Here is a 20,179-nt window from a genome sequence, read left to right on the forward strand (position 1 = left end):
AGGGACGAGTCAGAATAAGCTTGTTTGTAGAGTGACATCTCTAAAGTGAGCAGGGGAGTGGACGAGGGAAATGAAGTTTCATGAAATGGGACAAACCGATTTGCTGCAAGCAACAAATACGTCCATTAAACAGGGATTGACCGAAAAAGAGGTAAAAAAACGCCTTGAAAAGCACGGACCGAATGAACTTCAAGAGGGGAAGCGACCTTCAGCGATAGTATTGTTTTTCGCTCAGTTTAAAGACTTCATGGTGCTTGTGCTGCTGGCGGCAACTTTAATTTCAGGATTTTTGGGCGAGTATGTAGATGCAATTGCCATTATGGCGATCGTATTTGTCAATGGTGTCCTCGGCTTTTTCCAAGAGCGGCGTGCGGAAAAGTCTTTGAAAGCATTAAAAGAGCTGTCAACGCCGTACGTATCAGCACTTCGGGACGGGAGCTGGACGAAAATTCAGTCCAAGGAGCTCGTCCCCGGAGATATTGTGAAATTTACAAGCGGCGACCGGATTGGCGCAGATGTGCGAATTGTGGAAGCGAAGAGCCTTGAAATCGAAGAATCGGCGCTCACCGGAGAATCACTTCCGGTTGTGAAGCAGGCTGATAAGCTGAGGGAGCCGGATGTCTCCTTAGGCGATATCACCAACATGGCGTTTATGGGTACGATCGTCACGCGCGGCAGCGGCGTCGGTGTCGTCGTCGGCACAGGAATGAATACGGCGATGGGGAAAATTGCCGATATGCTGGATTCAGCGGGCAATATCTCAACGCCGCTGCAAAGAAGGCTGGAAGAGCTGGGCAAAATTTTAATTGTTGTTGCGCTGCTTTTGACGGTATTGGTCGTAGCTGTCGGCGTCATACAGGGTCATGAGCTATACAGCATGTTTTTGGCCGGAGTGTCTTTGGCGGTAGCCGCGATTCCGGAGGGCCTCCCTGCCATCGTTACGGTTGCTTTATCACTCGGCGTACAGCGCATGATCAAGCAGAAATCAATTGTAAGGAAGCTCCCGGCGGTTGAAACGCTGGGCTGCGCCTCGATTATTTGTTCTGATAAAACCGGAACACTGACGCAAAACAAAATGACGGTCACCCACATGTGGTCGGGCGGAAAAACATTTAAAGTGTCAGGCATCGGCTATGAACCGGCCGGGGTTTTTACACGCGATGATCAAGAAATCAAACCGAAAGATGATAAGCCGCTTGAGCAAATGCTGATCTTCGGCGCATTGTGCAATACGTCCGAAATCGAACTGAAAGACGGTCACTATGTATTAGACGGTGATCCGACGGAAGGGGCGCTATTGACGGCGGCGCGGAAAGGCGGATTTTCAAATGACTGGCTCCAGTCGCAATACCGCGTGATTACTGAGTTTCCGTTTGACTCCGTCCGTAAAATGATGACCGTTATTGTAGAGGGAAAGGATAAAAAGCAGTTCGTCATTACAAAGGGTGCTCCTGACGTGTTAATCGAGCGTTCGTCCCATATGATGTATGACGGCAAATCAGCGCTTTATTCCGGAGAAAAGAAAGCCGAGACAGAAGAAGTGCTCAAACAATTGGCGTCACAAGCGCTCCGAACGATCGCCATTGCATATAAACCGCTTAAGTCCGGGGAGAAGCCGACAATGGAGCAGGCGGAAAAAAACCTCACGATGCTAGGGCTTTCCGGTATGATTGATCCGCCTCGTCCCGAGGTCAGAGAGGCCATTAAAGAATGCCGGGAAGCAGGCATTAAAACCGTTATGATTACGGGCGACCACGTGGAGACGGCAAAAGCCATTGCAAAAGAATTGCGCCTTCTTCCGAAAAAAGGCCGTGTGATGGACGGGAAAATGCTGAATGAGCTTTCGCCAAAAGAGCTTGCTGAGGCTGTGGATGATGTCTATGTATTTGCCCGCGTATCGCCGGAGCATAAATTAAAAATCGTCAGAGCGTATCAAGAGAACGGACACGTCGTCGCAATGACAGGAGACGGAGTCAATGACGCGCCGGCCATTAAGCAGGCCGATATCGGCGTCGCTATGGGTGTTACCGGTACGGATGTGGCGAAAGAAGCGTCCTCGCTTATTCTCGTAGATGATAATTTTGCAACCATTAAATCAGCCATTAAAGAAGGAAGAAACATCTATGAAAATATAAGAAAATTCGTCCGTTATTTACTCGCTTCAAACGTAGGTGAAATTCTCGTTATGCTGTTTGCGATGCTTCTTGCCTTGCCGCTGCCGCTTGTTCCGATTCAAATATTGTGGGTAAACTTGGTCACAGACGGCCTTCCTGCCATGGCGCTCGGCATGGATCAGGCCGAGAATGACGTGATGAGGCGGAAGCCGCGGCATCCGAAAGAAGGCGTGTTCGCCAGGAAGCTCGGCTGGAAAGTACTATCGAGGGGATTTTTAATCGGCGCCGCGACCATTTTAGCCTTCATCGTCGTCTATCACCGGAACCCTGAAAATCTGCCATACGCCCAAACAATCGCATTTGCAACCCTTGTACTGGCTCAGCTTATTCACGTGTTTGATTGCAGGAGCGAAACGTCTGTTTTCTCCCGGAATCCATTTGAGAATCTTTATTTAATCGGCGCCATCGTGTCGTCTATTTTCTTGATGACCGTTGTCATCTATTATCCGCCGCTGCAGCCGATTTTCAAAACCGTGCCGATTACGCCCGGTGATTGGATGCTTGTTATCGGCATGTCAGCCATCCCGACTTTTTTACTGGCGGGTCAACTTTTGACAAGAAAAAAATAAATCCATATGATATAATCTTAGGGGTAATAGCATGTCTATTGCCCTTTTATTTTGATAACGGGAAAGAATTGGGTGTTTCATATGATACGGAGTATGACAGGCTTCGGCAGCGCGAGCAGCACAAAAGGCGATCTCTCAGCAACCGTTGAATTGAAATCCGTGAACTACCGGTTCAAAGAATTCAATGCTCGTCTGCCAAGGCCTTTGCTATATGTAGAGGATAAGCTGAAACAAATTATTTTACAGCATATACAGCGCGGAAGAGTTGAATTATTTCTGACTGTAAACAGTGACGCGCTTATAAAAAGAAGCCTGACGATTGATTGGGGGCTTCTTGATGAATATGTGAGCGCAGCACGCGGCATGAAAAAGCGCTACAGCCTGGCCGCGGAGCCCGATGCAATGGATTTTTTCAAATTTGAGCATGTCGCGCAGATCCAAGAGGAACAGGTGCGCGATGATAAGCTTGAAGAGGTGATCAGAGAAGCGGCTGAGCTGGCGGTGAAGGAACTTTGTGACATGCGGGCGAAGGAAGGCCGGCTTTTGGCGGAGGACTGCCTTTTGCATATTGAACGTCTTGAGGCTCTGTCCGTACAGGTGAAAGACCGCGCTTCGGCCGTTGTAGATCATTACCGCGAGCGGCTGTACGCCCGAATGAAGGAATGGACGGAGGACGCGCTTGACGAAAGCAGGCTGATCACAGAATGCGCGATTTTTGCCGACCGATCTGACATTACAGAAGAGATTACCAGGCTGAAGAGCCATTTTGTTCAATTTCGTGATATATTGGAAGAAGGCGGAGCTGTAGGACGCAAACTCGATTTTCTCGTCCAAGAGCTCAATCGCGAAGCCAACACAATCGGCTCAAAAGCAAATGATCATCAAATCACAAAGCTTGTCGTCGAAATGAAAAGTTCTATTGAAAAATTAAAGGAACAAGTGCAAAATATAGAATAGCGACTGTGCGTATTGTTTACAGACGGTCTCTCTAGGTTACACTAGAGACGTCTATTTTACAGGGGGAACGTAGAAGATGACGATTAAACTGATTAATATCGGATTTGGCAATATCATCTCCGCCAATCGGATGATTTCGATTGTCAGCCCGGAGTCTGCGCCAATAAAGCGAATGATTCAGGATGCAAGAGACCGCGGAATGCTAATAGACGCTACATACGGACGAAGAACCCGTGCAGTTGTCGTCATGGATAGTGATCACATTATCTTATCTGCCGTCCAGCCTGAGACAGTTGCACACAGACTTTCTGTGAAAGAAGAAATTATGGATGAAGGGCAGGGATAATTGCCGCATGAAAGAAAGAGGGTTATTAATCGTTCTCTCAGGTCCCTCAGGAGTTGGTAAAGGAACGGTTCGGCAAGCAATATTTTCACAAGAGGATACGAAATTCGAATACTCGATCTCAGTCACGACGAGAAGCCCGAGAGCGGGCGAGACGGACGGTGTCGATTATTTCTTCAAAACAAGAGATGAATTCGAACGCATGATTGAAAACAACAAACTGCTCGAATGGGCAGAATATGTCGGCAATTACTACGGAACGCCCGTCGATTATGTTGAAAAGACGCTCCAAGAAGGAAAAGACGTCTTCTTAGAGATTGAAGTGCAGGGTGCACTCCAAGTGCGAAATGCATTTCCGGAAGGCCTGTTTATCTTCTTAGCGCCGCCGAGCCTTTCTGAGCTGAAGAACAGAATCGTGACGAGAGGCACCGAAACCGATGATTTAATTGAAAACAGAATGAAGGCGGCCAAAGCTGAAATTAAAATGATGGATGCGTATGATTACGTCGTAGAAAACGACAATATTCAAACGGCTTGCGACAAAATCAATGCGATCGTTCTCGCCGAGCATTTAAAGCGTGAACGCGTTGCACCGAGATATAAGAAAATGCTGGAGGTAGAATAACTTATGTTAGATCCGTCAATTGACTCTTTAATGAATAAATTAGATTCTAAATATACGCTGGTGACTGTTTCTGCAAGACGTGCGCGTGAAATGCAAATCAAAAAAGACCAGCAGATTGAACATACCATTTCACACAAATATGTAGGCAAAGCTTTAGAAGAAATTGATGCGGGCCTGCTTTCGTTTGAAAAGGAAGACAGCGAATAAAAAGCACACGTAGCAACCTATCCCTAAATAGGTTGTTATTTTTTTCCGCTTGGAATTTGTACAATGCTTTCATAAGGGGAGAAGACTTCATGATAAACCGAAACATTTTACTATGTGTAAGCGGAGGCATTGCCGTTTATAAAGCCTGCGCACTGACAAGCAAGCTGGTTCAGGCCGGTGCAAATGTAAAAGTGATTATGACTGAGTCCGCGCGTGAGTTTGTTTCTCCGCTGACATTTCAGGCATTAAGCCGGAATGAAGTGTATACAGATACATTTAAAGAACAGAATCCGAAGGTCATATCCCATATCGATGCGGCTGACTGGGCGGATTTGATCATCGTGGCACCCGCTACGGCAAATGTTATCGGCAAGCTTGCCAACGGGCTCGCTGATGATATGCTCACAACAACACTGTTAGCGGCGGAGGCTCCAGTCTGGGTGGCGCCTGCGATGAATGTCCATATGTATGATCATCCGGCGGTGAAACGGAACATCTCCGTTCTTTATCAGGACGGCGTCCGTTTTATCGAGCCGAGCGAAGGCTATTTGGCGTGCGGGTATGTCGGCAAAGGAAGGTTAGAAGAGCCGGAGCATATTGTCGAACGTGTCAAAGAGCATTTTTCAAAGGTGGAAGATGATGCGCCGCTGCGGGGAAAACATGTCGTCATCACGGCCGGGCCGACACGCGAAGCTGTTGATCCTGTACGCTTTTTCACAAATAAGTCAACAGGAAAAATGGGGTACGCCGCCGCGGAGGCTGCCGTCCGACTCGGTGCGCGCGTAACATTGATTTCCGGACCGGTGGCGCTAGAGCCGCCCGAGGGGCTGTATCAGTTTGTCCCCGTTCAGTCTGCCGCTGATATGAGAGAAGCAGTGCTTTCTGTGTTTGATTCATGTGACATGGTGATAAAAACGGCGGCTGTGGCTGATTTCACGCCGGCATCAGTTTCAGATCAAAAAATGAAAAAGAAGGCCGGCTCGCTCATGATTGAATTCAATCGTACGGCTGACATTCTGAAAGAGCTCGGCGAACGAAAAAACCACCAGCTTTTAGTTGGATTCGCGGCTGAAACGCAAGACGTCGAACGCTACGCACGCAACAAACTGGAAAAGAAAAACCTTGATATGATAGTCGCTAATGATGTGAAAGCAGAAGGAGCCGGGTTCGGTACAGACACTAACCTTGTCACCTTCTATTTCCGGGACGGCAGAAAGCGGGAGCTTGCGCTTATGTCGAAGCTTGACGTTTCCTTTGAGCTGCTGAAGGAAATGACCGCCTTGAAAGATGAGGGCCAAAAGCGAGTATGAATGTAGCAGAAGTCATTGTGGATGTCAGCTCCAAAAACATTGACAGGCCCTTTGATTACAAAATCCCGGATCATTTAAAAGGCATGATCGAAGTCGGCATGCGGGTGATCGTCCCGTTCGGCCCGCGCAAGCTTCAAGGGTTTGTGACCGGTCTGAAAGATTCGTCAGAGCTTAACGGCAAATCAGTGAAGGAAGTGGAGCAGCTTCTTGATTTGACGCCAGTGTTGACAGAAGAACTGATGCAGCTGTCTTCATGGCTCTCAGACAAAACACTGTCCTTTAAAATCACAGCGCTTCAAGCGATGCTGCCCGCTGCGCTGAAGGCAAAGTATGAAAAAGAACTGAAGGTCATTGACGAAGAAGCATTGACGCCGGAAATCAAGCGGCTGTTCCGAGATCAGAAAAGCCTTCTGTACTCCGATATTGCCGATCAGAACATTCTTTCGTCACTTCAAAAATTCGTGCGCCGAGGCAGCATCGATGTTACTTATAAAGTGGCGCAAAAAACGAATAAAAAAATGATCCGCATGATAGAGGCAGACGAAGACAAAGAAGAACTCTCCCGGCAGGCAGACGCGTTATCGAAACAGGCTTCCAAACAGCTGGCAGTGCTTCACTATTTTATCGCCGGGGGAGCAAAGATTGCTGCAGCTGATCTTTGCAAAAAAACAAATGCCAGCTCAGCGACATTAAAAACGCTGCTCCAAAAAGGGCTGCTGAAGGAAAGCTTTGAAGAGGTTTACCGCGACCCTTATCAGGACAGAATGTTCAAAAAAACAGAGCCGCTGCCGCTGACAGACGAGCAGCGCGCTGCTTTTGAGCCGATTCAACAAGCGGTAGCCGATAATGCCCATCATGTATTTTTGCTTCATGGGGTGACCGGGAGCGGAAAAACGGAAATCTATCTGCAGTCTATTGAAAAGGTGCTTGCCAAAGGAAAGGAAGCAATCGTGCTCGTTCCGGAAATCTCTTTAACGCCGCAAATGGTCAACCGCTTTAAAGGGCGTTTCGGCTCACAGGTTGCGGTCATGCACAGCGGTTTATCGACTGGTGAAAAATACGATGAATGGCGAAAAATTCAGCGCAAGGAAGTCAGGCTTGTCGTCGGAGCGAGATCGGCGATATTTGCCCCGTTTGAAAACCTTGGCATGATTATCATTGATGAAGAGCACGAGTCTTCCTATAAACAGGAGGAAATGCCCCGATATCATGCAAAAGACGTGGCGATTAAACGGGCAGAGCACCATAGCTGCCCGGTCGTTCTCGGCAGCGCTACGCCGACTTTAGAGTCTTTTGCGCGGGCGAAAAAAGGCGTTTATGAATTGCTGCCATTAAAACATCGTGTGAATCGCCAGGTTATGCCGGAGGTTTCTCTCGTCGATATGAGGGAAGAGCTGAGAAACGGCAACAGGTCGATGTTCTCAACACAACTAATGGAACAGCTGGAGGAGACGCTGGCGAAAAAAGAGCAGGCTGTGCTCTTTTTAAACAAACGGGGATATTCATCCTTTGTGATGTGCCGTGATTGCGGTTACGTGCCTCAATGCCCGCATTGCGATATTTCAATGACCTATCACCGCTACGGACAAAGGCTTAAATGCCACTACTGCGGACATGAGGAGCCCGTGCCTGGCACGTGCCCTGAATGCGGCAGCGAGCATATCCGTTTTTTCGGCACGGGAACGCAGCGTGTGGAAGAGGAACTCACCAAAGTGCTGCCGCAAGCGCGGGTGATCAGGATGGACGTAGACACCACCTCAAGAAAAGGCGCCCATGAGAAGCTGTTATCGGCTTTCGGCGAAGGAAAGGCCGATATCCTTCTCGGTACGCAAATGATCGCAAAAGGCCTTGATTTTCCTAACGTGACCCTTGTCGGGGTGCTAAGCGCGGATACGACGCTGCATATCCCTGACTTCAGGGCGGCGGAGAAAACATTCCAGCTGCTGACGCAAGTAAGCGGGCGGGCGGGCAGGCATGAGAAGCCGGGATCGGTGATCATCCAAACCTATACGCCGTCGCATTACAGCATCCAGCTGACAAAAACACATGACTATGAATCTTTTTTTCAGCAGGAAATGGCGCACAGACGAGCCCAGTCTTATCCACCTTATTATTATGTGGCGCTTGTCACCGTTTCTCATGAAGAGGCTGCAAAAGCCGCGATTACTGCAGAAAAGATTACAAACTTTTTAAAATCAGGATGCGGGCCGGGTACAAAAATTCTCGGGCCGTCCGCATCCCCGATCGCCAGGATCAAAGATAGATATCGCTACCAATGCGTGATAAAATACAGACAGGAAACCGAGTTGCAGGTTCAGCTTAAGAAAATACTGGACCATTATAAACGCGACATAGCGCAAAAGCATGTGATGATTTCCATTGATATGAATCCTTACATGCTGATGTAACATTTGTTTTGGAGGAAAAAATTTTGGCTGTGAAAAAAATCGTCACACATCCGGCGGAAGTTCTGGAAACACCCGCTGAAGATGTGACAGTGTTTGATAAAAAATTAAAAAAACTGCTTGATGATATGTACGATACAATGCTTGAAATGGACGGCGTCGGCCTTGCAGCACCGCAAATCGGCGTCCTCAAAAGGGCAGCCGTTGTGGACATCGGGGAAGAAAGCGGCAGGATCGACCTTGTAAACCCCATCATTCTTGAGAGAAGCGGTGAACAAACCGGCGTGGAGGGCTGTTTAAGCTTCCCCGGTGTATACGGAGATGTCACCCGCTCTGACTACGTGAAAGTTAAAGCTTTTGACCGCAAGGGAAAGCCGTTCATTTTTGAAGCAGAGGGCTTTTTGGCAAGAGCCGTGCAGCATGAAATGGATCATTTAGACGGCGTTTTGTTTACATCAAAGATATTGACCTATTATACAGAAGAAGAACTGGCAGAAATGGAAGGATGATTGGATGACAAGGATCGTTTTTATGGGAACGCCCGATTTTTCAGTTCCCGTGCTGCGGACGCTTATAGAAGACGGGTATGAGGTTGTGGGTGTTGTCACGCAGCCTGACCGCCCGAAAGGAAGAAAAAAAGTGATGACGCCTCCTCCTGTAAAGGTTGAAGCCGAACGCCACGGCATTCCGGTGCTTCAGCCTGAAAAAGTAAGGAACGAAGAAGAGATAGAAAAAGTGCTCAGCCTGCGCCCCGACTTAATTGTCACGGCCGCATTCGGGCAAATATTGCCTAAACAGCTGTTGGACGGCCCTGAATACGGCTGTATCAATGTGCATGCGTCACTTTTGCCTGAATTAAGAGGCGGAGCGCCTATTCATTATTCCATTCTGCAAGGAAAGAAAAAAACCGGCGTGACCATTATGTATATGGTTGAAAAGCTTGATGCAGGCGATATGATTTCAAAAATCGAAGTGGAAATCGATGAGAAAGATAATGTCGGCACGCTTCATGACAAATTAAGCATAGCCGGGGCAAAGCTTTTATCAGAAACCGTTCCGAACGTCATTTCCGGAAATATTAAGCCGATTAAGCAGGACGAATCTAAAGCGACTTACGCGCCGAACATTAAGCGTGAGCAGGAGCGGATTGATTGGACCAAAACGGGCGAAGAAATTTACAACCAAATAAGAGGCTTAAACCCTTGGCCGGTCGCCTATACAACGCTGAACGGACAAAATGTCAAAGTGTGGGCGTCCGAAAAAGTCGATGCCGATTCTGACGCAGCGCCCGGCACCGTCATTCGCACGGACCAAAACGGCTTTACCGTCGCCTCGGGCAACAGCACCGCTATTTTAATCACAGAACTTCAGCCGGCCGGAAAAAAACGAATGAAGGGCGAGGACTTTGCAAGAGGCAAAAAAGTGCAGCCCGGTGACGTGTTAGGAGCAGCAAATGAAGAAAAATAATGTCCGGGAGCTTGCCCTCGAGGCGCTTGAGAAGCTGGATCAAAACCAGGCATACAGCAACCTGCTCCTTACCTCAGTCATCAAAACAAATGAGCTCAGTGACCAGGACAGAGGACTGCTGACAGAGCTTGTTTACGGAACACTCCAAAATAAATTCGCTATAGACTATATGCTGAAGCCTTTCATCAACAAGCCAAACAAGGTGAAGCCATGGGTGATTCAGCTTCTGCGCCTGTCTGTGTATCAAATGGAATACTTGGAAAAAATACCGGATCGCGCGGCTATCCATGAAGCTGTAGAAATCGCCAAAAAACGCGGGCATAAAGGCATTGCATCATTTGTCAACGGCATTCTCCGCTCCCTTCAGCGTGAAGGCGCTCCGTCATTCGACGATATAGAAGACCCGATTCTCCGCCTTGCAACAGAGACAAGCCATCCTGAATGGCTCGTGAAGGAGTGGGTGGAGGCGTACGGCTTTGAAGCAGCTGAGAACATTTGCAGCATTCATCTCGTTCCGCCGAAGCAGACTCTCCGTGTCAATCAAATAAAAGCAGACAGGGAAACAGTGCTGAAAGAGATGATGAATGAAGGAATTGAGGCTGAAGCGGGAGACCTTTCTCCTGACGCGATAAAGCTTTTAAAAGGCAGTATTGCGAAAACGAAATTTTTCCAGCGGGGGGAAGTATCGATTCAAGATGAAAGCTCTATGCTTGTCGCAAGGGCGCTTGATCCGAAGCCGGGCGAAACCGTGCTTGATGCTTGCGCCGCACCCGGAGGAAAGTCGGCTCACATCGCGGAGCTGATGAAGAATGAAGGAAGCCTTACATCCCTGGATCTTCACCGCCACAAGGTTAAGCTGATAAAAGAAGGAGCAGAAAGGCTCGGTCTTGATATTATCGACGCGAAAACGATGGATGCAAGAAAAGCGGGAGACGCTTTTGAAACCGAACAATTTGACCGGGTTCTCGTTGATGCCCCGTGCTCAGGATTTGGGGTCATCAGAAGAAAACCGGATATGAAATATACAAAAACACCGGAGGACAGCACACGTCTGTCACACATTCAGCTCGGTATTTTAAGGGAAATCGCGCCATTAGTAAAAAAAGGTGGCACACTCGTATACAGTACGTGTACAATGGACCGGACAGAAAATGAAGAAGTTATGCATGCGTTTATACAAGAACACCCTGAATTTGAACCCGATTTGTCTCTTGAAAAGCGGCTGCCTGAAAAGGCGAGACCCTTTGTTCAGGATGGAAGCCTTCAAATCCTTCCGCACTATTTCGGAACAGACGGTTTCTTTATTAGCAGCATGAGAAAGAAGGGATAAAAATGACAGAACTCAAAAAGACAAAAGTACGAAAAGAGCTGCGGACTGAACAGCCGTCCATTTACTCTTTTGAATTAGATGAAATCAAACAATGGCTGACTGAGCAGGGCGAAAAGCCGTTCCGCGCGGCCCAGATTTTTGAATGGCTGTATGAAAAACGGGTGTCTTCCTTTGACGAGATGACAAACCTTTCAAAAAGCCTTCGCGACAAGCTGAAGAGCCATTTTGTGCTGACAACGCTGAAAACGGCGGTTAAGCAGACCTCTCAAGACGGCACGATGAAATTTTTATTCGAGCTTCATGACGGATATACGATCGAAACCGTATTAATGAGACACGAGTATGGCAATTCTGTATGTGTAACGACACAGGTCGGCTGCCGCATCGGCTGTACATTTTGCGCGTCAACGCTTGGCGGGCTGAAACGAAACCTTGAAGCAGGCGAAATCGTCGCCCAAGTCTTGAAAGTGCAAAAAGCGCTTGATGAGACGGATGAACGCGTCAGCTCAGTTGTCATTATGGGAATCGGCGAGCCTTTTGACAATTTCAATGAAATGCTTGCTTTCTTAAAAATCATTAACCATGACAAAGGCTTAAATATCGGCGCGCGTCATATCACGGTTTCTACGAGCGGAATCATTCCGAAGATTTACGAATTCGCCGATCAAAAGATGCAGATCAATTTCGCAATTTCTCTGCACGCGCCGAATACGGAAATCAGAAGTCGGCTCATGCCGATTAACAAAGCCTACAAACTTCCAGATCTTATGGAAGCCGTCAAATATTATATTGAGAAAACAGGGAGACGGATCAGCTTTGAATACGGTTTGTTTGGAGGCGTCAATGACCAGGTCGAACATGCTGAAGAGCTTGCAGAGCTGTTAAAAGGCGTAAAATGCCATGTAAACTTAATTCCGGTTAACTATGTGCCTGAACGGGATTACGTCCGCACACCGAGAGACCAGATTTTTGCATTCGAAAAAACGTTAAAATCCCGCGGTGTAAATGTCACGATCAGAAGAGAGCAAGGCCATGACATTGACGCGGCCTGCGGTCAGCTTCGCGCGAAGGAGCGTCAAGACGAGACGAGGTGAAGAGGTTGATTACAGCCTTAAAAACAGATACAGGTAAAATCCGCCAGCATAACGAAGATGATGCGGGTATTTTCAGAAAAGAAGATTTAGTATTGGCGGTTGTCGCCGACGGCATGGGCGGCCATCTTGCCGGAGATGTAGCGAGCAAGATAGCGGTGGCGGCCATGGAGGAGCAATGGAACCAGGCAGAAACGGTTCCTTCTCTGCCGTCTGAATGCGAGGTGTGGCTGAAAGAACGGATTCAGCAGGCGAATACCCGGATATATGATCATGCCAAAGCGCATGAAGAATGCCGGGGAATGGGAACGACCATCGTGTGTGCGTTATTTACGGGGAAGTTTGTCACTGTCGCCCACATTGGAGACAGCAGATGCTATCTGCTTCAAGAGGATGATTTCATTCAGCTTACTGAAGACCATTCACTTGTCAATGAACTTGTCCGCACGGGGGAAATTTCTAAACAAGACGCCGAACATCATCCGCGAAAAAATGTTCTGACACGGGCGCTGGGGACAGATGAAAACATCAGCCCTGATGCCCGTTCATTTGAGCTTTCTGCCGGAGACCAGCTGCTTTTATGCTCTGACGGACTGACGAATAAAATTGAAGATGATGAATTAAAACAAATGCTTCAAGCCGAATCTCTGCCTCAAGAAAAGGTTGACCTGCTCATCGACAAAGCGAATCAAAACGGCGGCGAGGATAATATTACCGCGGTTTTGATTGAGCTTGCTTTACATGCAAAAGAGGGTGAAGACAAGTGCTAACCGGCAAGCGGATCAGCGGGCGTTATCATATCCTCCGGCCGATTGGCGGCGGCGGAATGGCGAACGTTTATTTAGCTGAGGACATCATTCTCGAACGTGAAGTCGCAATCAAAGTTCTGCGGTTTGACTTTGTGAATGACAATGATTTTATCAGGCGTTTCAGAAGAGAAGCGCAGTCGGCATCAAGCCTTGACCATCCGAATATCGTCAGTATTTACGATATCGGAGAAGAAGGCGATATTTATTATATTGTCATGGAATACGTGGAAGGCATGACGCTGAAGGAATACATAACAACACACGGGCCGCTGCATCCGAAGGAAGCGCTGTCCATTATGGAGCAGATCGTCTCAGCCATCGCCCATGCCCATCATAATCATATCGTGCACCGGGATATTAAACCGCACAACATTTTAATCGATCATATGGGGCATATAAAGGTGACCGATTTTGGCATTGCCACCGCCCTCAGCTCGACCACAATCACCCATACAAATTCTGTCTTGGGATCGGTTCATTACCTGTCTCCAGAGCAGGCAAGAGGCGGATTGGCAACTAAGAAATCCGATATTTACGCGCTTGGCATCGTGCTTTTTGAGCTGCTGACGGGCAAAATCCCTTTTGACGGGGAATCGGCCGTCAGCATTGCGTTAAAGCATCTTCAAACAGAAACACCTTCGGCCAAAAAGTGGAATCCTTCCATTCCCCAAAGCGTCGAAAATATTATTTTAAAGGCGACTGCCAAAGATCCGTTTCACCGGTATGAAAGCGCGGAAGACATGGAAGAAGACATCAGAACAGCTTTCGATGCCGACAGGCTGAATGAAGAAAGATTTTCTGTGCAAGATGATGAGGAAATGACAAAAGCGATACCCATTATTACAGACGGTTCGGAAGTCACGCCGCCAGAACCGCAAAAGCAGGCTGAAGATGATGATGAGAAATCTGTGAAAAAGAAAAAGCGGAAATGGCCGTGGGTTCTTTTGGCCGTCTGCTTCGTTCTCATAACTGCCTCTGTCCTTGCCGTCACCGTGTTTCCGTCTCTGTTTATGCCAAAAGACGTCAGCGTTCCTGACGTAAAAGGTTTGGAGTACGAAAAGGCGGAAGCGCTTCTTGAAAAGAACGGGCTGCAGGCGGACCCGGATGTAACGGACATCGAAGATGAAAAAGTACAAGAGGGCTTAATGGTCAAAACAGACCCTAAAGCGGGTTCGACCGTAAAAGAAGGCTCTGCTGTAAAAATGTACAAAAGTATAGGGAAGGCGAAAACGCAGCTGATTGACGTCAAAGGCCGGTCAATTGACAAAGCGAAAGAAGCATTAAAGGAAAAAGGCTTCAAACATGTGAATGTAAAAGAAGTGAATGATGCCAGTGACGCGGGAACCGTTATTGATCAGGACCCCTCAGCGGGCACCGAGATGGTCGCGGGTGATGACGAAGTGAACTTGACGGTCAGCATCGGCCCGGCGGACATTACGCTCAGAGATTTAAAAACATACAGTAAAGAGGCAGCTTCAGGGTATCTTGAGGATAACGGTCTGAACCTGGTTGAAAAAGAAGCCCATTCAGATGACGTGCCAAAAGGGCAAGTGATCAAACAGGAGCCGTCAGCAGGGACGGCGGTGAAGCCGGGAAGCGATGTCGAAGTCACATTTTCGCTCGGACCCGAGGAAAAACCGGCCAAGACGGTAAAAGAAAACATCAGCATCCCTTACGAACCGGATCATGAAGGGGACGAGCTTGAGGTTCAAATCGCCATCGATGATAAAGACCACAGCATTTCAGATACGTATGAGACGTTTAAAATAAAAGAGCCGACGGAAAAAACGATCGAGCTGAAGATTGAACAGGGGCAAAAAGGGTATTATCAAGTGATGGTAAACCACAAAGTCGTCAGCTACAAAACGATTGAATACCCGAAAGATAAAGGCTGACAAGGAGGGACCGTATGCCTGAGGGCAAAATTATTAAAGCATTAAGCGGATTTTATTACGTATTGGATGAATCTGAAGACAACATCATTCAATGCAGAGGAAGAGGCATCTTCAGAAAAAATAAAATAACGCCTCTTGTCGGCGATTACGTGGTGTATCAGGCTGAAAACGACAAAGAAGGCTATCTGTTAGAAATCAAAAAAAGAACGAACGAGCTGATCAGGCCCCCGATTTCTAATGTCGATCAGGCTGTTCTCGTCTTCTCAGCCGTCCAGCCGGCGTTCAGCACGTCTTTATTGGACCGTTTTCTCGTTCTCGTTGAAGCCAACGGCATTAACCCGATCATCTGCATTACCAAAATGGATTTAGCCGAAGATCAGGAAACGAAAGAAGCCATTCTTTCTTATGTGAAAGACTATCAAAAGATCGGATATGACGTATATGTTACGTCTTCAAAAGAAAACAGCGGCTTAACCGACATTGCAAAACACTTCCCGAATAAGACGACGGTATTTGCCGGGCAGTCCGGTGTCGGAAAATCATCGCTGTTAAACGCGATCAGCCCGGAGCTTGAACTGAAAACAAACGAAATTTCCGCGCATTTGGGCCGCGGGAAGCATACGACACGCCACGTGGAGCTCATTCATACCTCCGGCGGTTTAGTGGCCGATACACCGGGGTTCAGTTCACTGGAATTTACAGACGTAGAGGAAGAAGAATTAGGAAGCACGTTTCCTGATATCAGAGAAAAAAGCGCCGAATGCAAATTCAGGGGCTGTCTGCATCTGAAGGAGCCGAAATGCGCCGTGAAGCAAGCGGTAGAAGAAGGAGAAATCCAGCCGTACCGCTATGAGCATTACAAAGAATTCATGCAGGAAATAAAAGACAGAAAGCCGAGGTATTAATATGATTAAGGTTGCGCCATCAATTCTTTCCGCCGATTTTGCTTCATTAGGCGAGGAAATTAAAGACGTGGAAAAAGGAGGGGCGGACTATATCCATATTGATGTCATGGATGGCCATTTTGTCCCTAACATTACGATCGGGCCGCTTATCGTTGAAGCGGTCCGTCCTGTGACAGATCTGCCCCTTGATGTCCATCTGATGATTGAAAATCCCGACCGCTACATCCCTTCATTTGCGAAAGCGGGAGCGGATATATTGTCCGTCCACGTTGAAGCGTGCCCGCATCTTCACAGGACTGTTCAATTGATTAAAGAGCAGGGGGTAAAGGCGGGGGTTGTCCTCAATCCGCACACGCCCGTCCAAATGATCGAGCATATCATCGACGAGCTTGATCTCGTGCTTTTAATGACGGTGAATCCCGGTTTTGGAGGGCAGACTTTCCTTCATTCCGTCCTTCCGAAAATCCGTGAAGTCAAACAGCTTGCCGATAAAAGAGGTTTGACTGAGCTTTTAATTGAGGTGGACGGAGGCGTCAATAAAGAAACAGCGCCTTTATGCGCTGAAGCGGGCGCCAATCTGCTTGTTGCCGGATCTGCCGTTTATAATCAAGCGGACCGAAAAAAAGCCATTTCTGATATCCGAAGCGGCAAATAATATGCTGAAAAAGAGCCCGGCGTCAGCCGCCAGGCTCTTTTCCTGTTTGAAAGAGAAAGGAAAGCCATATGAATACAATCAATATCGTTGCAGGCGGCCCTCCTGAGCTCATTCCCGATCTGACTAAGTATACGGACAGCGATACGACGTGGGTCGGAGTGGATAAGGGGACGGTCACTCTCTTACAAGCCGGGCTGATTCCGAAAGAAGCGTTCGGCGATTTTGACAGCATAACAGATAAGGAGCGCGGACAAATTGAAAAAGCGGCGCCGGGCCTGCATGTTTATCAGGCAGAAAAGGATCAGACCGATCTTGATCTGGCTCTTGACTGGGCTTTAAAGATGAATCCGCAAAGCATCCGCATGTTCGGCGTTACGGGCGGGAGAGCCGACCACTTTTTAGGGAACATTCAGCTTCTTTACAAAGGCTTAAAAACAAACCCCGACATCAGGCTGATAGACCGGCAGAATGAAATTCAAATGTTCGGCCCGGGACGCTATACGCTTGAAGCAAGAAGCGATAAACGTTATATTTCATTTATTCCGTTTACGGAAGCTGCAGACGGCCTGACCCTGGAAGGTTTCAAATATCCGCTGAATAATTGTCATATTACCCTCGGTTCCACACTATGTATTAGTAACGAACTCATTCATTCACGAGGTACTTTTTCGTTTGCAAAAGGCATATTAATAATGGTAAGGAGCGCGGATTAGAAAAGCGGCTTCTGCCATTTACGGAAAAACCATGAATCCTAAAGTGATGAACGCAGCGGATACGGGACTTATAGGAGGGGACAAAATGAAATTTTATACCATTAAATTGCCGAAGTTTTTAGGAGGAATTGTCCGGGCGATGCTGAGCTCATTTAGAAAAGAGTAAGCCTCAGAAGCTAAAATTGCCCTCTTTGAACACATAAAAACGCCTGCCGCATAAAAGGGGCAGGCGTTCATTTTTGCTTATACACGCTCAACTTTACCGGATTTCAAAGCCCGAGCAGATACATATACTTTTTTAGGTTTGCCGTCAACAAGGATGCGGACCTTTTGAAGGTTGGCGCCCCAAGTACGCTTAGAAGCGTTCATTGCGTGAGAACGGTTGTTGCCGGCTTTTGTTTTTTTACCTGTAATAAAACATTTACGTGCCATTTGTTTCCCTCCTAACTGCGCGAAACATCTTTTCCAAACATAGTGTCTTAGATGCTTTCGTTATACAATACTTTAAATAATTTACCACAGCTAAAAACCGTTTGCAACTATTGTTTCCCCTACTTTCAAGAAAAATCACTTGACATGTAAAACAAGAAACATTTCTCCCATGAAATACCGCCGGCTGTATCTTTTCTTTTCATAATGGAATACATATAGTAGAATAGCTATAACTCTATGCACCCGAAGGAGGAACTTGTGTGTCCATTGAAATGAAGACAAAATACGGACAGATTGATATATCTAACGAAGTCATCGCAATGGTTGCCGGAGGCGCTGCCATTGACTGTTACGGAATAGTGGGGATGGCCTCAAAAAACCAGATTAAAGATGGTTTGTCTGAAATCCTCCGGAAAGAGAACTTCGCAAGAGGCGTGCATGTCCGCCAGGAAGCAGAACAAATACATATCGACATGTACATTATTGTCAGCTACGGCACAAAAATATCAGAAGTAGCCTACAATGTTCAGACGAAAGTAAAATACACAGTAAATCAAACAATCGGACTTGCAGTGGATTCTGTAAATATTTATGTCCAAGGCGTACGAGTAACGAACCCGTAGTGAGGAGGATGAGTATTGTCTAGACGAAACTTAGATGGGAGAGCCTTTGCGGCAATGATTCTGGCAGGGGCTGAGACATTGTCTCAAAACGCATCCGCAGTTGATGCGCTGAACGTGTTTCCTGTTCCAGACGGCGATACCGGAACAAACATGAATTTATCCATGTCATCAGGAGCGAGGGAAGTTGAGCACATTGACTCACCTGAAATCGGCAAAGTCGGCACCGCCTTGTCAAAAGGCCTACTTATGGGAGCAAGAGGGAACTCAGGGGTGATCTTGTCCCAATTATTCAGAGGTTTCACAAAAAGCATTGAGAACAAAAAAGAAATAAACGCCAAAGAATTTGCCGCGGCTCTTCAAGCGGGAGTGGATATGGCATACAAAGCGGTAATGAAGCCGGTTGAAGGAACAATTTTAACGGTGGCGAAAGACGCAGCTAAAAAAGCGGTCGCCTCGGCCAAAGAAGAAACCGATATCATCGCGGTGATGGAGGCAGTCATTGAAGAAGCGGAAGCGTCACTGAACCGCACGCCGGAGCTGCTTCCTGTTTTAAAGGACGTCGGTGTCGTTGACAGCGGCGGAAAAGGCCTGCTTTGTGTATATGAAGGCTTTTTAGCTTCATTAAAAGGTGAAACCGTTTCAAAAAAAGCAGTTCTGCCGGCGCTCGACGATATGGTGAATGCCGAGCATCATAAAAGCGCGCAGAGTATGCTGAGTACAGAAGATATTGAATTCGGATTTTGTACAGAAGTTATGGTAAGGCTGGACCAAGATAAGCGAACGTTCAGTGAAGATACGTTCAGAAACGAGCTGAGCCGTTTCGGCGATTCATTGCTGGTCGTTGCCGATGATACGCTGGCAAAAGTCCATATTCATGCCGAGGAACCGGGAAACGTGCTCAATTTGGCACAGCGATACGGTGATTTAATCAAAATCAAAATTGAAAACATGAGGGAACAGCATACCTCCATTCTCAGCCAAGAGGCCGGGGAGCAGAAGCCGGCACGAACACCTTTTGGAATCGTGACTGTGGCGATGGGAGATGGCATTTCTAAACTGTTTACAAGCATCGGCGCGTCACATGTCATCGAAGGCGGGCAGACGATGAACCCGAGCACTGAAGATATAGTTGAGGCCGTAAAGTCTGTAAACGCGGAAACGGTATTCATTCTTCCGAACAATTCGAATATTGTGATGGCAGCCAATCAAGCGGCGAGTGTCGCTGAGGAAAAGGTATTTGTCATTCCGGCCAAAACGGTGCCTCAAGGTATGGCTGCGCTGCTTGCGTTTAATCCCGAGCAGTCTGCTGAGGCGAATGAAGCCAGCATGCTCGAAGCGATACAGCATGTGAAAAGCGGCCAAGTGACTTATTCTGTCAGGGATACCCACATAGACGGCAAGGATATTAAAAAAGGCGATTTTATCGGGATTTTAAACAGCTCGATTATCGGCAGCGCCGGCGATCGGTTTTCTGCCGCAAAATTGCTGCTTGATGAAATGATTGGGGAAGAAGATGAAATCGTAACCATTTTGTATGGAGAGGACGCATCAGAAGAAGAAGCTGAGAAACTCGGTGAATATCTCACAAGCGTCTACGAAGATATCGAGGTTGAAATCCATAACGGCAGACAGCCTTTGTACCCATATATATTTGCGGCGGAGTAGAAGG

Annotated in this window: 20 protein-coding genes; 19 read left to right on the forward strand and 1 reads right to left on the reverse strand. The window is 47.5% G+C overall.

Annotation, left to right across the window (positions count from 1 at the left end):
* Positions 1-70: 70 nt before the first annotated feature.
* The 17 genes from AXI59_RS16055 to spoVM all read left to right on the forward strand — a co-directional run bounded on the left by AXI59_RS16055 (position 71) and on the right by spoVM (position 17,621).
* The gene (locus tag AXI59_RS16055; RefSeq protein ID WP_061528719.1) at positions 71-2,743 is read left to right on the forward strand and encodes a calcium-translocating P-type ATPase, SERCA-type; all 2,673 of its coding nucleotides are present in this window, start codon (positions 71-73) and stop codon (positions 2,741-2,743) included.
* A gap of 81 nt (positions 2,744-2,824) precedes the next feature.
* Positions 2,825-3,700 (forward strand): YicC/YloC family endoribonuclease, encoded by an 876-nt coding sequence (locus AXI59_RS16060; protein ID WP_061520813.1) that lies wholly within the window; start codon positions 2,825-2,827, stop codon positions 3,698-3,700.
* 76 nt (positions 3,701-3,776) lie between these two features.
* Entirely contained in the window at positions 3,777-4,046 is a 270-nt protein-coding gene (gene remA / locus AXI59_RS16065; RefSeq protein WP_003154355.1) for an extracellular matrix/biofilm regulator RemA, read from the forward strand.
* A 7-nt stretch (positions 4,047-4,053) separates the two neighbouring features.
* Positions 4,054-4,668: a guanylate kinase gene (gmk, locus tag AXI59_RS16070; protein WP_061520814.1), complete on the forward strand. Its 615-nt coding sequence runs from the start codon at positions 4,054-4,056 to the stop codon at positions 4,666-4,668.
* Between the two features lie 3 nt (positions 4,669-4,671).
* Positions 4,672-4,875 carry a DNA-directed RNA polymerase subunit omega gene (gene rpoZ / locus AXI59_RS16075; RefSeq protein WP_061520469.1) on the forward strand — a complete coding sequence of 68 codons (204 nt, stop codon included), beginning with the start codon at positions 4,672-4,674 and terminating at the stop codon, positions 4,873-4,875.
* Between the two features lie 89 nt (positions 4,876-4,964).
* Positions 4,965-6,185: a bifunctional phosphopantothenoylcysteine decarboxylase/phosphopantothenate--cysteine ligase CoaBC gene (gene coaBC, locus AXI59_RS16080; RefSeq protein WP_061528720.1), complete on the forward strand. Its 1,221-nt coding sequence runs from the start codon at positions 4,965-4,967 to the stop codon at positions 6,183-6,185.
* Positions 6,182-8,593: a primosomal protein N' gene (priA, locus tag AXI59_RS16085; protein WP_061528721.1), complete on the forward strand. Its 2,412-nt coding sequence runs from the start codon at positions 6,182-6,184 to the stop codon at positions 8,591-8,593. The genes coaBC and priA overlap by 4 nt, the downstream gene beginning before the upstream one ends.
* 23 nt (positions 8,594-8,616) lie before the next feature.
* A complete protein-coding gene (gene def / locus AXI59_RS16090; RefSeq protein WP_061528722.1) occupies positions 8,617-9,099 on the forward strand; it encodes a peptide deformylase in 483 nt (160 codons plus the stop codon).
* Between the two features lie 4 nt (positions 9,100-9,103).
* Positions 9,104-10,057: a methionyl-tRNA formyltransferase gene (gene fmt, locus AXI59_RS16095; protein ID WP_061528723.1), complete on the forward strand. Its 954-nt coding sequence runs from the start codon at positions 9,104-9,106 to the stop codon at positions 10,055-10,057.
* Positions 10,044-11,387: a 16S rRNA (cytosine(967)-C(5))-methyltransferase RsmB gene (gene rsmB / locus AXI59_RS16100; RefSeq protein WP_061520474.1), complete on the forward strand. Its 1,344-nt coding sequence runs from the start codon at positions 10,044-10,046 to the stop codon at positions 11,385-11,387. Before fmt ends, rsmB begins: the two co-directional genes overlap by 14 nt.
* Positions 11,388-11,389: 2 nt before the next feature.
* Positions 11,390-12,481 (forward strand): dual-specificity RNA methyltransferase RlmN, encoded by a 1,092-nt coding sequence (gene rlmN, locus AXI59_RS16105; RefSeq protein ID WP_061520475.1) that lies wholly within the window; start codon positions 11,390-11,392, stop codon positions 12,479-12,481.
* A gap of 5 nt (positions 12,482-12,486) precedes the next feature.
* A complete protein-coding gene (locus tag AXI59_RS16110; RefSeq protein WP_061520476.1) occupies positions 12,487-13,248 on the forward strand; it encodes a Stp1/IreP family PP2C-type Ser/Thr phosphatase in 762 nt (253 codons plus the stop codon).
* Positions 13,242-15,182, forward strand: coding sequence for a Stk1 family PASTA domain-containing Ser/Thr kinase (gene pknB / locus AXI59_RS16115; protein ID WP_061520477.1), 1,941 nt, complete (start codon positions 13,242-13,244; stop codon positions 15,180-15,182). The genes AXI59_RS16110 and pknB overlap by 7 nt, the downstream gene beginning before the upstream one ends.
* Positions 15,183-15,196: 14 nt before the next feature.
* Entirely contained in the window at positions 15,197-16,087 is an 891-nt protein-coding gene (gene rsgA / locus AXI59_RS16120; RefSeq protein WP_061520478.1) for a ribosome small subunit-dependent GTPase A, read from the forward strand.
* A 1-nt stretch (position 16,088) separates the two neighbouring features.
* The gene (rpe, locus tag AXI59_RS16125; protein ID WP_061520479.1) at positions 16,089-16,742 is read left to right on the forward strand and encodes a ribulose-phosphate 3-epimerase; all 654 of its coding nucleotides are present in this window, start codon (positions 16,089-16,091) and stop codon (positions 16,740-16,742) included.
* A gap of 68 nt (positions 16,743-16,810) precedes the next feature.
* Complete coding sequence (locus AXI59_RS16130) at positions 16,811-17,455, forward strand: thiamine diphosphokinase (RefSeq protein ID WP_061520480.1); 645 nt, start codon at positions 16,811-16,813, stop codon at positions 17,453-17,455.
* Positions 17,456-17,540: 85 nt separating this feature from the next.
* Positions 17,541-17,621, forward strand: a complete 81-nt coding sequence (spoVM, locus tag AXI59_RS16135; RefSeq protein ID WP_061520481.1) for a stage V sporulation protein SpoVM — start codon at positions 17,541-17,543, stop codon at positions 17,619-17,621.
* Positions 17,622-17,698: 77 nt separating this feature from the next.
* On the opposite strand, the gene rpmB is transcribed toward spoVM, so the two are convergent.
* Positions 17,699-17,887 (reverse strand): 50S ribosomal protein L28, encoded by a 189-nt coding sequence (gene rpmB / locus AXI59_RS16140; RefSeq protein WP_003154328.1) that lies wholly within the window; start codon positions 17,885-17,887, stop codon positions 17,699-17,701.
* 260 nt (positions 17,888-18,147) lie between these two features.
* On the opposite strand from rpmB, the gene AXI59_RS16145 reads away from it, so the two are divergent.
* Together AXI59_RS16145 and AXI59_RS16150 are read left to right on the forward strand one after the other, a co-directional pair.
* Positions 18,148-18,510 carry an Asp23/Gls24 family envelope stress response protein gene (locus AXI59_RS16145; protein WP_061520482.1) on the forward strand — a complete coding sequence of 121 codons (363 nt, stop codon included), beginning with the start codon at positions 18,148-18,150 and terminating at the stop codon, positions 18,508-18,510.
* A 15-nt stretch (positions 18,511-18,525) separates the two neighbouring features.
* Complete coding sequence (locus tag AXI59_RS16150) at positions 18,526-20,175, forward strand: DAK2 domain-containing protein (RefSeq protein WP_061520483.1); 1,650 nt, start codon at positions 18,526-18,528, stop codon at positions 20,173-20,175.
* The last annotated feature ends 4 nt before the right edge of the window (positions 20,176-20,179 follow it).

Origin of the sequence: Bacillus nakamurai (assembly GCF_001584325.1) — a bacterium.
GTDB lineage: Bacteria > Bacillota > Bacilli > Bacillales > Bacillaceae > Bacillus > Bacillus nakamurai.